At 72.2% G+C, this 13,319-nt stretch carries 5 protein-coding genes; 1 reads left to right on the top strand and 4 read right to left on the bottom strand.

What is annotated here, in order from left to right; translation table 11 throughout:
• Window positions 1-7,668, top strand: coding sequence for an amino acid adenylation domain-containing protein (locus tag QM732_RS07465; protein ID WP_415659349.1), 7,668 nt, complete (start codon window positions 1-3; stop codon window positions 7,666-7,668).
• On the opposite strand, the gene QM732_RS07470 is transcribed toward QM732_RS07465, so the two are convergent.
• The 4 genes from QM732_RS07470 to QM732_RS07485 form a co-directional block, all read right to left on the bottom strand.
• A complete protein-coding gene (locus QM732_RS07470; RefSeq protein ID WP_415655541.1) occupies window positions 7,620-8,960 on the bottom strand; it encodes a PepSY-associated TM helix domain-containing protein in 1,341 nt (446 codons plus the stop codon). The two genes, QM732_RS07465 and QM732_RS07470, sit on opposite strands and share 49 nt — an antisense overlap.
• A gap of 5 nt (window positions 8,961-8,965) precedes the next feature.
• Complete coding sequence (locus QM732_RS07475; protein WP_415655542.1) at window positions 8,966-11,395, bottom strand: TonB-dependent siderophore receptor; 2,430 nt, start codon at window positions 11,393-11,395, stop codon at window positions 8,966-8,968.
• A 181-nt stretch (window positions 11,396-11,576) separates the two neighbouring features.
• A complete protein-coding gene (locus QM732_RS07480; protein ID WP_415655543.1) occupies window positions 11,577-12,638 on the bottom strand; it encodes a FecR family protein in 1,062 nt (353 codons plus the stop codon).
• Between the two features lie 78 nt (window positions 12,639-12,716).
• Window positions 12,717-13,313 carry an RNA polymerase sigma factor gene (locus QM732_RS07485; protein ID WP_415655544.1) on the bottom strand — a complete coding sequence of 199 codons (597 nt, stop codon included), beginning with the start codon at window positions 13,311-13,313 and terminating at the stop codon, window positions 12,717-12,719.
• Window positions 13,314-13,319: the final 6 nt, after the last annotated feature.

Consider the following 13,319-nt stretch of genomic DNA (forward strand, 5'->3'; position numbering starts at 1 on the left):
TTGGCCGCGCTGGGCAAGCCCGGCGCGGACCAGGCGGCTATCCGGGTCAACGATCTGCAATTGCCCGATTCGACGAACACGAGCGAGACAGGCGAGACAGGCGAGACAGGCGAGACAGGCGAGACAGGCGAGACAGGCGAGACAGGCGAGACAGGCGAGACAGGCGAGACAGGCGAGACAGGCGAGATAGGCGACACGGGCGCCACGGGCGGCTCCATGGACGTGCTGTCGCTGTGGCGAGCCTCGGTCCGCCAGGCACTGCAAGCGGCCGCGGTGATGGCCGAGCCTGAGGTGCTGAGCTTCGAGGCGCTGGACCGTCGCAGCGATCAGCTCGCCGCCGTGCTGCGCGCGCGTGGCGTGCGCGCCGAGACACGCGTGGGCGTGTGCGCGGACCGTTCGGTGCCGCTGGTCGTCGGCCTGCTGGGCGTGCTCAAGGCCGGCGGCGTCTACGTGCCGCTGGACCCCGCGCTGCCCGCCGACCGGCTCGCGCATCAGGTGGCGGACAGCGCAGCCGCGCTGATCCTGGCTGCCGCGCCGCTTGGCTGGCAGTCCGACGTCCCGGTACTGGGCTTCGATGAGATCGAGGCGATCAGCGAAGGCGCGCCACTTGCGGACGCTCCAGAGCTCCGCGCGGATCCCACGCATCCCGCGCATCCCGCGCAAGCCGCCTACCTGATCTACACCTCCGGCTCCACCGGGCGCCCCAAGGGCGTGGTCGTCAGCCACGGCGCGCTGGCTAGCTACGTGCGGTCCGTGCTGCAACGCCTGGCGCTGGATGAGTCCGTGACCAGCATGGCCATGGTCTCCACCGTGGCCGCCGACCTGGGGCACACCGTGCTGTTCGGCGCGCTGTGCTCGGCGCGGCTGCTGCATCTGGTCTCGGCCGAGACGGCCTTCGATCCCGACCGCTTCGCCGACTACATGCATCGCCACCAGGTGGACGTGCTCAAGATTGTCCCCAGCCATCTGCAAGCGCTGATGAGCGCGGCCGATCCGTCGCACGTGCTGCCGCGACGTCGGTTGGTGATGGGCGGCGAGGCTACGCGTTGGCCGCTGCTGGAGCGCGTCGCCGAGCTGAGCCCGGATACTTCCGTGCTCAATCACTACGGCCCGACGGAGACCACCGTCGGCCTGCTCACCCAGGAGGCGGCCATCGCCGATCGCCAGGCCGCGACGCTGCCGCTGGGTCGCCCCCTCGCGGGCGGCGAGGCGCATGTGCTCGACGCCGACCTCAACCGCGTGCCGCCGGGCGTTCCCGGCGAGCTCTACCTCGGGGGCGCCCAGGTCGCTCGCGGCTACCAGGGCCGTCCAGGACAGACGGCCGAGCGCTTCGTCGCCAACCCGCACGGGGACGGCGACCGCCTCTACCGGACCGGCGATCGGGTGCGCAGGCTCGTCGACGGCAGCCTCGAATTCCTCGGCCGTACCGACGACCAGGTCAAGGTGCGCGGCTATCGCGTCGAGCTGAGCGAAGTGGCGCAGGTCCTGCGCGCGCTCGACGGCGTGGCCGAGGCGGAAGTGATCGCGCGTCCGGGGCCGGACGGCCGCTTGCAGCTGCAGGGCTATCTGGTCGCCCAAACGAACCACGCGATCGATGTCGAGGCCCTTCGCACCGAGCTCGGTCGGCGGCTGCCCGACTACATGGTCCCCAACGCGCTCATGGTGCTCCCGGCGCTGCCGCTGACGGTCAACGGCAAGCTCGACCGCAAGGCGCTGCCCGATCCCGCCGCCGCGCCCGTCGAGCGCCACGAGGCGCCGCAGGGCGAGACCGAGCGGACGCTCGCCGAGGTCTGGGCCGATGTGCTTGGCCACGAGCGTGTGGGTCGCAACGACAACTTCTTCGAGTTGGGCGGCGACTCCATCCTGAGCCTGCAGATCGTCGCGCGGGCCCGCAAGCGCGGGCTGAAGCTCACGCCCAAGCAGTTGATGGAACGTCAGACGGTGGCTGCGCTGGCGGCCGTCGCGGGTCGCGTGGAGGTCGCGGCGTCCACGAGCTCGCAGAAGGCTGGCGCGGCCGCGCGGGACGGACGCTTCGAGCTGACGCCGGTTCAGCGCTGGTTCTTCGAGCAGCGCTTCGAGGACCCGCATCACTGGAACCTGTCGGTGATGCTGGAGCCGACCGAGGCCGTCGACGTGCCGCGCGTGCGGCGGGCCGTGGCGCAGGTGGTGGCGCACCATCCGGCGCTGCGGCTGCGCTTCGAGCAGGGGCCGGATGGCCGATGGATGCAGCGCTGGCGCGATGAGGGCGCGTCGGCCGCGTTGCCGGCCTCGCTAGCTTCGCAGGAGGACTTCGAGCAGGTCGATCTCTCGACCGAGCCCGATGCCGCGGCGGCCATCACCCGGACCGCGGACGCGGCGCAGCGCGGGCTGAGCCTGCAGCGACCGTTCAAGGCGGTGTGGATGGACCTTGGCGCGGACCGGCCGGGACGGCTGCTGCTGGCCGCGCACCATCTCGTGGTGGACGGCGTGTCCTGGCGCGTGATCCTGGAGGATCTGCAGACTGCGGATCGCCAGCTACGCGAGGGGCAGGCGGTGACGCTGCCGGCCGCGACGAGCGGTCTCGACGACTGGACGGCGGCCCTGGGCCGCGCCGCTTCGACGGGACTTTTCCAGGACGAGCTGCCGCATTGGCAGGCCCAACTGGACGTCGCCGAGGCTGGCCTGCCGGGCCGCGCGGATCAGTCCAACACCCTGGCCGGCGCGCGCACGCTGAGCGCGCAGTTGAGCCCGTCCCGCACCGCCGAGCTGCTGGCCAAGGCCCCCGCCGCCTACCGCACGCAGATCAACGACCTGCTGCTGACCGCGCTGGCCGACGTGCTCTGTGACTGGGCCGGCCGCGACAGCGTGCTAGTCGAGCTCGAGGGCCACGGCCGCGAGGACCTCGGCGCCGACGTCGGCGGCGATCTGGACCTGAGCCGCACGGTCGGCTGGTTCACCAGCCTCTTCCCGGTGCGTCTGGCGCCGGGCGACGGCGACCTCGGCGCGCGGATCAAGGCGGTGAAGGAGCAACTGCGGGCGGTGCCGCGCAAGGGCCTGGGCTTCGGCGTGCTGCGCCATCCCGGCGGCGACACGACGAGCCCTGGAACGAACCCCGGCCTGAACGCCGCGGCCCGTCCGCAGGTGACCTTCAACTACCTCGGCCAGTTCGACCAGAGCTTCGCCCCCGACGCCGCCTGGCGCGCCGCGCGTGAATCGGCCGGCGTGCAGCGCTCGCCCGCCAGCCATCGGCGCTCGTGGTTCGACATCGTCGCGGCGGTGCATCAGGGGAGGCTGTCGCTCAGCTGGACCTACCACCGCGATATCCACGACGAGGCGCAGGTGCGCCTGTTGCTCGACCGCTTGCAGGTCCGTCTGGAGGTGCTGATCGCGCACTGCCTGAGCGGCGCGGGCGGCGCGACGCCGTCCGACTTCCCGCTGGCGCGCCTGACGCAGGAGCGCCTGGACCAGTTGCCGGTCGAGCTTGAGCAGGTCGAGCACCTGTACCCGCTGGCGCCGATGCAGCAGGGGTTGCTGCTGCACACGCTGATGAACCCGGGCTCCGGCATGTACCTGATGCAGGATCACTACACGCTGGAAGCCCAGGTCGATCTCGCGGCCTTCACCGCCGCCTGGGGCGACGTGCTGGCCCGTCACGACGTGCTGCGCACCGGCTTCCTCTGGCAGGGTGCGGAGGAGCCGCTGCAGGTGGTCTACCGACAGTTGCCGCCGCCGGTGAGCTTCCTCGACTGGCGGGACCTGGCGCCGGAGCAGCACGAAGCCCGGATCCAGGCCTTGCTCGAGGAGGAACTGGCCACCGGCTTCGACATGCGTCGGCCGCCGCTGATGCGGCTGCGCCTGGTGCGGCTGGCCGAGAGCCGCTTCTACGTCGTGCAGAGCTTCCATCACGTGCTGATGGACGCCTGGTGCCGCTCGCTGGTGCTGGACGATTTCTTCGAGTGCTACCGCCATCGCACCGAGGGCCTGCCGCTGCGCCTGCGACCGACCCGGCCCTATCGCGACTTCATCGCCTGGCTGCGCGAGCAGGAGCCCGACGCGGCGCGCCGCTACTGGCGCGAGCAGCTCGAGGGCTTCGACACCGTCACCGAGCTGCCGCTGCTGCGCAAGGGCACGGCGGACGCGGCGGTGGCCTCGGTGGGCAACGTCTTCGACGAGCTGACCGTGGCGCAGACGCAGGCGCTGCAGCAGATGGCGCAGAGCCGCCAGCTGACCGTCAACACGGTGGTGCAGGGCGCCTGGGCGCTGCTGCTGGCCGGACTGGCGGGGCGCTCGGACGTGCTGTTCGGCGTGACCGTCGCCGGCCGGCCCACCGACGTCGAAGGGCTGGACGCCACCGTGGGACTGTTCATCAACAGCATCCCGCTGCGGGTGCGGCTGCCGGAGGGCGGCCCCGAGGCGATCGTCTCGACCTGGCTGCGCGGTCTGCTGGGGCAGAACCTGGCGATGCGCCAGCACGAGCACCTGCCGCTGCACGACATCCAGAAGCTGGCGCCGGTCCCGCGCGGACGAGCGCTGTTCGACAGCCTCTTCGTCTTCGAGAACGTGCTTATCAGCAAGGAGGTGATGGACAAGGCCAGCCGCTATGCGGTGGTGGAGAAGCGCAACCGCACCCATACCAACTACCCGGTGACGGTGGTGGTGATGCCGTCGTCCGACCGGCTGGTGCTGCAGCTGTCCTATGACGAGCGCCTGCTCGCGCGGCCCGCCGTCGAGCGCATGATGCGCGGCTTCACTCGGCTGCTGCGCGAGATGGCGGCGCGGCCCGACGCCGCGTTGTCCGAGCTGGAACTGCTCTCACCGGAGGATGCGGCGGAGATGGCCGTCCGCGGCACCGGTGCCGATCGGCCGCTGCCAGCGGGGCAGGACTATGTCGCGCTCTTCGAGCATCAGGCGCGAAGTCATGGCGAGCGCATCGCGATGACCCGCGGCGACGAGCGGGTGAGCTATGCCGAGCTGTGGCGCCGGTCCCGGTGGATCGGCGCGGCGCTCGCGGCGCACGGCGTGCGCCCGGACGAGATCGTGGGCGTGCAGGCCGCGCGCGGACCGGACTTCGGGGCGTCGGTGCTGGGCATCTTCCAGGCGGGCGCCGCCTACCTCGGGCTGGACATCGGTCTGCCCGCCGAGCGGCTCGCCACGATCACGGCGTCCAGCGGCATGGGCGTCGTGCTGGTCGAGGCCGCCCAGGCCTCGCGCCTGCGGGACGCGATCGCCGCGTTGCCGAGGCCGCCGCGGGTCCTGGTCATCGAGGAACTGCTGGCCTCGACGTCCTTGGGCTCATCGAGTTCATCTAGCTCGCCGGGCGGCGACGGGGATGCCATCGACGACGGGGAGGTCCGGGCGGCGCGACGGTCGCGCCGTCCGGTGCGGGGCGATCAAGCGGCCTACGTGATCTACACCTCGGGGTCGACCGGGCAGCCCAAGGGCGTGGCGGTGAGCAGCGCGGGCTTGTTGAACAACCTGCTGGGCAAGGTGCGCGACCTCGCCCTGACGCCGCGCGACGTGATCGCCCAGACCGCCGCGCCGAGCTTCGACATCTCGGTCTGGCAGCTGCTCACGGCGTGGCTGTGCGGCGCCAGCGTGGACGTGGTGCCCGACGAGGTCGCGCGCGATCCGGCGGCGTTGTTCGCGCGGGTCCGCGAGGTCGGCGTGACCGTCCTGCAGAGCGTGCCGTCGCTGATCCAGGCCGCGCTGACGGGACCGCCCCAGGACGTGCCCGGCCTGCGCTGGCTGCTGCCCACCGGCGAGGCCTCCACCGCCGCGTTGGCGCGGGCCTGGCATGCGCGCTATCCGGCGGTGCCGCTGCTCAACGCCTACGGCCCGGCCGAGTGCGCCGACGACGTGGCCTTGCACGAGTGCCGCTCGGCCGAGGAGGAATCCGGCGACTCGCTGCCGATCGGGCGGCCCACCGCCAACACCGAGCTCTACGTGCTGGACGCGGCCCTGCGCCAGCTGCCGCCGGGCTTCGTCGGCGAGCTCTACGTGGGCGGCGTCGGCGTCGGGCGGGGCTATCTGCACCGGCCCGACCTCACCGCCGAGCGCTTCCTGGCTCATCCGTTCTCGAGCACGCCGGGCGCGCGGCTGTACCGCACCGGCGACCTCGCCCGCATGCGGGAGGACGGCGTGCTCGAGTACATGGGCCGCGGCGACCATCAGGTCAAGCTGCGCGGCTACCGCATCGAGTTGGGCGAGATCGAGGCCGCCATCGCCGCCACCGGGCTCGTGGAGACCGCGGCCGTCAGCGTCATGACGCTGGCCGGCGGCAGCCGCCATCTGGTGGCCTGCGTGGTGCCGCGTCCGGACGCGGGCGGTCCCGCCGGCGATCAGGGCTTGCGTCAGGCCCTGGTCGACGGGCTGCGCAAGCGGCTCCCGGACTACATGGTGCCGACGCAGTGGGTGCCGATGGCGCGGCTGCCGTTGAACCGGAACGGCAAGGTCGATCGCAAGGCCTTGCCGCTGCCCGACGCGGACGCGCTGCGCTCCTCCCAAGAGCCGCCGGTGGGTGCCGCCGAGGAGGCGATGGCCGCGATCTGGCGCGAGGTGCTGACCGCGGAGCGCGTGGGCCGGCATGAGAGCTTCTTCGAGCTGGGCGGCGACTCCCTGTTGCTGCTGCGGGTCCTGGGGCAGGCGCGCCGGCATCCGTTGCTGTCGCACCTGACGTTGGCCGACCTGATGCGCTGGCCCACGCTCGCGGCCTTGCTGGGCGAGTCCCGGCGACCCGGCGGTGAGGGTGAAGGCGAGGGCGAAGGCGAGGGGGGAACACCCGGCGCGAGCGCCGCGCGGTCGGCCCCGCTGATTGCGCTCAACCGGCAACGCCCCGGCGCGCGCACGCTGTTCTGCGTGCATCCGGGCTGGGGCACCGTGTTCGACTACCTGCCGCTGGCGCAGCGTCTGGACGGCCTGTTCAATGTCCGCGCCATCGCCAGCCCGATGCTGCACGACCCGTCGCAGTCGGACGTCTCGCTGGACGCGACGGCCGCCCGTTATGCGGACTGGATCGTCGCGGCGCAGGCCGGCGGCCCGGTGCATCTGCTGGGCTGGTCGCTCGGTGGCGACCTGGCCGCGCGCATCGCCGCGCGGCTGGAAGCGCAAGGGCGCGAGGTTGCCTTCCTGGGGCTGGCCGACGCGCATGTGTCGGACGCGCAGGCGCTGAACGAGGCGGCCGCGGACGGAGACACGAACGCGGGAGCGGCAAGGGATGCGGCCACGCAGGCGCAGGACCGGGCCGGTCGCTTCACCATGCTGATGGCCGGGCTGAGGCCGGGGCTCTCCCGGGAGGCGCTGCTGAGTTCCTGCGTCGGCGCCGACCTGCGCGACGAGGCGACGCTGGTCCGGCTCATCGCGCACTGGCGCGAGGCCCCCGGCGCGGCGCAGACGCCGCAGGCGGCGGTGGCCGACGGATTCGCCGCGATGGGCGCGGAGCCGCTGGCCCGCGTGTTCCTCGCGTCCGCCCATCTGAGCGAGTTGACCCGCGCCGCGTCCGCGCTGCCGACCGTCAAGGCGCGGCCTCATTGCTGGTGGAGCACGGAGAGCCGCGATGCGCAGCGCGCCGAGCTGCGGACGCGGATGGGCACGACGCCGATGCGGCAGTCAGGCGTGGCGGCGAGCCACGCCCGGCTGGTGCATCACGAGGCGTTCGTGGCGGAGCTGCGGGAGGTGCTGGAAGCGCTCTGACGCGGGGGCGCCGAGGAGGCGCCCGCAGCCCGCGCCGCGGCCAGGGCGCGGGCGCGGCGCTTCTTGAGCCAGATGACGACGCCGGTGACCGACAGCACGGTCACCACCAGGCCGCTAAGGCAGACCAGGATGCGACCCGGGAGGCCGGCCATCTGACCGCTGTGGAGCTGGAACTGCGCCTGCGTGAACACATCGCCCGCCGTACCTTTCCCCGGCACCGACGCGCCGAGCAGGGCGCCGTCGCGCGCGTCGAAGTACAGCGTCGGCGAGCCCAGCCCGGTGCCGCGCTCGTGATGCGACAGGCGCAGGAACGCGACGTACAGCCCCAGCGCTCGCGCGTGCGAGATCCCCGTCGTCTGCCGCGGCCAGCCCTGCCGGACGGCCTCGGCATCGGCCAACTGGCGGATGCGCTCGAAGGAGGGGCCGGCGGGGGCGTCCGCATCCGCGGGGCGAGCCGAGGTTCCCGAGATCGGCGTCGAGATCGATGGCGAGACCGGCGGCGGCATGGGCATCGGCGTCAGCGGCGAGAAGGCGGAGACCGCCGGCTTGTAGACCTCCTCGCGCAGATTGAGCTCGATGCTGCTGGTGGCCAGGGCCACGAACAGCAGCCACAGCCAGAGTCCGCCCGCGCGATGCAGGTCCAGGTTGAGCCGGTAGCTGCCGCCGCCGCGCTTGATCAGCCAGGCCGGCTTCCAGCGTTCCCAGAAGGGCCCGCTGCGCGGCAGCGTCAGGTAGAGCCCGACGAGGCCGTCGAACAGCCAGACCAGCGCGATGCCGCCCATCAGCCAGCGCCCCCAGTAGCCGGGGATGTAGAGCGTGTAATGCAGCCGCGTGAGGAAGGGCACCAGGTGCTCGCGATCCAGGCAGCAGCCGCCGCGCAGCCGCGTGCCCAGAACCTTGCCGCTGACCTGGTCCAGGAAGACCTGGTTGTAGCCGGGATCCACGACCGGACCGCCGCCCGGCGCCGGACGCGGCGAGACATAAGCGAAGGCTGCATGACCTGGCACCCGGTCGGCGGCCAGGTAGGTGACCTGCAGGCTTGGGTTCAGGCGCTCGACGCTGCGCTCGAGCTCGTCCAGCGGCAGCAGAGGGCCGCGCGCCGGCGCGTCGAAGAGGGTGGGGTTGAGCCACGCGTCGATCTCGTGCCCGAACGCGATGATGCTGCCGGTCAGCCCGGAGATCGCCAGGAAGAAGGCGGTGAGCAGGCCGGCGTAGCGGTGCACGACCACCCAGGACCCCCGCCCCGCGACCTCGCGCAGGGCGGCCCATCGGGACGGGGAGGGGGACGCCACCACGATCAGAAGTCGACCGTGGCCGACACCAGGTAGGTGCGCGGCGACGCATAGGTCGGCGCGCGGAACGCGACCACCGCGTCCCAGTAGTCGCGGTCAGTCACGTTCTCGATGGTGGCCCGCAGCGTGACCGGCTTGCCGGCGACCCGCATGGCGTAGCGCGCGCCCAGGTCCAGACGCGTCCACGACGGGATGCGCAGCGTGTTCTCCACGTTGATCGGCTGCGCGGACGTGTAGTTCACGCGCGCGGTCGCGGTCAGGCCGGGCACGAAGGGCAGGTCCCATTCCCCGCCGATCTTGGCCTGCCACTTCGGCGCGCCGGCGGCCTGCCGGCCGTCGGTGAGTCCGCCCTGCGTCTTGAGCAGGATGCCCTGCGTCCAGGTCACGCCGCCCAGCATGCGCAGGCCGCGAACGGGCTCGCCGAAGGACTGGAGCTCCACGCCGCGATTGCGCTGCTCGCCGTCGATGCTGTAACGGTTGCCGGCGTCCAGCAGGCCGCTGGGCTGGTTGATCTGGAACACGCTGAGGGTGCCGGTGGCGGTGCCCCAGTCGACCTTCACGCCGACCTCGCGCTGCTTGGAGACGAAGGGCGCGAAGACCTCGCCCGCGTTGACGGCGGTGCTGGGCGCCGAGCCGCCGGCCGAGAGCGCCTCGACGTAGTTGGCGTAGACCGAGACGCCTTGCTCCGGCTTGTACACGACGGCCACCGCCGGGGTCGTGGCGCTCTGGTCGTAGAACGCGGTGCGGGCGCCGGTGACGGCGAAGCCCTCGACACGGATCTGCTGACGCCGCACGCCCAGCGTCAGCCGCAGCCGGTTGTCGAAGGCCGACACGGTGTCGGCCAGCGCGTAGCTGCGCAGCGTGGTATCGGACTGCAGCGAGCGCCGGCTCGACAGGTCGGTGCCGGCGGGGGCGTCGGGGACGATGGTCGGGTTGGACAGGTTGGAGGTGTAGCTGCCCAGCGTCGCCAGGCGGAACTGCGAGTACTCCGACTCCACGCGGCTGGCCGACAGCGCCAGCTGGTGGTCGAGCGCGCCGGTGGAGAAGCGCCCGCGCAAGGAGGCCTCGCCGCTGTCGGTGACGGTGGAGGCGGCGAAACCAGAGGTGGCAGCGGTGGTGTCGCCGGCGGCGTTCTGGATGGTGTGGAAGGACGAGATCTGCGAGCGCAGCGATCGCGCCCGGCCGTAGGCCGCGCCCGCGGTCCAGTTGTCCGACAGGTCGTAGTCGGCGCGCAGCATGCCGAAGCTGTGCTCCTTGTCCTGGTACTCCCAGGTCTGCCACAGGTTGGACTTGCCCTTGGGCGGCGCGGGCATCGCGGTGACGGAGTTCGCGACGAAGAAGTTGCCGTTGCTGCCGTCCACCTTCTGCCTGCTGCTGCCCAGGTCGGCGCTCACGCGCAGGCGCTCGCCGCGAAAGTCCAGTCCCGCCGTGAGGTTGCCGATGTTCAGCGATTCGCGGTCGCGCTGGCCGTCACCGTCCCGGTAGGCGACATTGACGCGCGCGCCGAAAGCTTGGTCCTGGCCGAAGCGCCGACCCACGTCCAGCTGCGCGCCGAGATTGCCGTCGCTGATGAAGGCGGTGGTCAGGCGCGTGAGCGGCTCGGCGCCGGCCCGCTTGGGCACCAGGTTGATCGCGCCGCCGGTGGTGCCGCTGGTCGAGGCGCCGTTGAGCAGGGTGCTCGGGCCCTTGAGCACCTCCAGGCGCTCGATGCCGTCCAGCAGGATGCCCTCGGAGCTGGCCAGCCCGTAGAGGCCGTCGAAGCCGATCTCGTCGCGCAGCACGCGGAAGCCGCGGATGTAGAAGTTGTCGAAATGCCAGGGACCGGCGGCGTGCGACGAGGGGTCGTTGGCCAGCACGTCGACGATGGTGCGGGCCTGCTGGTTCTGCATCAGCTCGGCGGTGAAGGCGGTGACGTTGAAGGGCGTGTCCATCAGGTCCACGTTGCCCAGCAGGCCCATCCGACCGCCGCGGGCGACCTGGCCGCCGGCATAGGTCTTGGTCAGGTCGGTGGGACCGGCGCCGCTGCGGGCGCTGATCTGGACCGCGGGCAACTGGTGTGAGGCGGCTTCGGGCGCCGCGTCGGCGGCGGTCGCCCGGCGCAGCGCGTAGCCGCCGTTAGGCAGCGGCTCGGCGACCAGACCGGTGCCGGCCAGTAGGCCGCGCAGCGCGTCGCTCGGGGCCATCCGACCCGAGACCGGTCGCGAGTTCAGGCCCGCCAGGAGTTCGGTGGCCGCGACGATCTGCAGGCCGCTCTGTCGGGACAGGTCCTGCAGCGCCGCCGCCAGCGGTTGAGCCGGCAGGCGTAGTTCGACTGCGCCGCGGTTTTCCTGGGCATTCGTCTGCGCGGCCACGCAGGCGGGGCCGCCCGCGAAAAAGGTACCGAGAACGGGGACAAGGACGGCGGTCAGCAGGTGCTGGCGCGGGTACGGACGCATGGCGGGATCTCTCCAAAGGTTGGGCGCGGAACAATTCCGGGACAAGACATCCGGTCCGGCGGAAGGGGGCCGCTCGACCGGTCAACCTTTAGAAGACGTGCCAGCGCGCAAAACTGAGACAGGCGGGATATCGTGTCGTCGCGCGCCGTCGTGGGCGGGCGCGAGGACCACCTGGCGCGACCTACCTGGCGCGGGCGAATTTCGCGCGCGAGGCGGGCAGGAGCGGACGCAGCTCCACACTGCCATCCGGCCCGGAGGCCGCGATCGTGACGGGGAGGATCAACGGCAGCGAGGCGAGCAGGGCGTCGGAGTCGGCGGCCCGGAATCGCCCCGTCAGGCGCAGCGCGGCGACCCGGGGGTCGTCGGCGCGGATGGGGGCCCGCGGTCGATAGGCGTTGACGGTGGCGAGCGCCTCGCCTAGCGGGGTCCCGTCAAAGTTGAGCCAACCATCGCTCCACGCGGACAGCGCGGCCGGATCCACGCGGCGCACCGGCTGCGGACGACGGTCGCGGACGGTGAGTTCCTGGCCGGCCAGTAGGTCGATGAACTGGCCCGTGCGCTGCGGCGTCTCATCCGATTCCCCGGCTTGACGGACCCGGACGCGGACATGGCCGCGTTCCACGCCGACGGTGACCGGACCGCCGCGATCACGGACGGTGAAGACGGTGCCGACGACTTCGATCGCCGCGTCGCGCGTCAAGACCTGGAACGGCCGGTGCGCGTCGTGGGCGACTTCGAAGCGGACCTCGCCTTCGTCCAGTTCGACCAGCCGGCACCGGCGGTAGAGCCGCACGGCCAGCCGGGTGCGCGCGCCCAGCAGCAGGCGGCTGCCGGCGCCGCCGGACTCGCCGTCGTTCAGCGAGACGCTCTGGTGCTGGGCGGTGCCGGTGTCGTAGCGGACGGTCATCAGGGGCTGCTCGCGGTACCAGCCCAGGCCCAAGAATGCCGCGGCGCCGGTGCCGGCCGCGCCGACCAGCGAGAGCAGCAGCTTGCGGCGTCGCGGACCGTCGTCGACGGCGTGGGCGGGCTCGTCGAAGCGTTCGCGCAGTCCCGCACCCATGCCGCCCAGTGCAGCCCAGAGCCGCTCGGCCTCGGCCGCGGCCGCCTCGTGTTCTTGCGAGCGCGAGCGCCAGCGCCCCAGTGCGGCGGCCGCGCGCGAGGAGGACTCGGCCGCGCCGCCGTCCTGGCGCACGATCAGGCCCAGGGCTTGCTCGATCAACTGATCTTGGGAGGTCGTAGGCATCGCCCCATTGTCACCGGAGCGTTCACGCCGGCCGGTCCTCACGCTCGGGGACGCGCGGGACCGCGGGCGGCGCGAGGCTCAGCGGGCGTCCTCGGCCAGCGTCGCGGCGAAGGGCTGACGCGGCGACGGCAAGTCGGGGTCGAGCAGATCGGTGCGCAGCGCCGCGAGCGCCCGCGAGCAATCGACAGCCGCCCGCACCAGGTGCTTGGCCACCGCCATCTCGGTGATGCACAGGTGCTCGGCGATCTCGGCATGGCTGTAGCCGTAGGCGCGCGACAGCAGGAAGACCTCCCGCCGGCGCGGGGGCAGGCTGGTCAGCAGCGCGGCGACGCGCTCGAGCACCTGCTGCTGCGAGGCGAGGTACTCGGTGGAGGGCGCCGCAGTGGGCTGAGTGGCGCCGCGATCGACCATCCAGGCTTGCACGACCTGGCGGTGGCGGGCGTCGTCGATGCACAGATTGCGGGCGACGCGGAACAGCAGCGCCCGCATCGACGTGATGCCGTCGGGCGTCTCGCGCGCGCCTCGGGCCGGGCCGACTTCCATCGCGCGCACGTACACGCGCTCGAAGCTTGATTGCGCAATGTCCGCCGCGTGATGGGGATCGCGCAACTCGCGGACCAGATATCTGCGCAGATCGCCGTAGTGGCCGACCAATTCCTCGATCCAGGACTGCATCCCACG

It is taken from the genome of Roseateles sp. (genome assembly GCF_047654805.1).
Classification (GTDB): Bacteria; Pseudomonadota; Gammaproteobacteria; order Burkholderiales; family Burkholderiaceae_C; genus Pelomonas.

Coding starts and splice junctions, on each gene's coding strand:
- QM732_RS07480 (WP_415655543.1), bottom strand. CDS start 12,638: ATGCCTACGACCTCCCAAGATCAGTTGATCGAGCAAGCCCTGGGCCTG.
- QM732_RS07475 (WP_415655542.1), bottom strand. CDS start 11,395: ATGCGTCCGTACCCGCGCCAGCACCTGCTGACCGCCGTCCTTGTCCCC.
- QM732_RS07485 (WP_415655544.1), bottom strand. CDS start 13,313: ATGCAGTCCTGGATCGAGGAATTGGTCGGCCACTACGGCGATCTGCGC.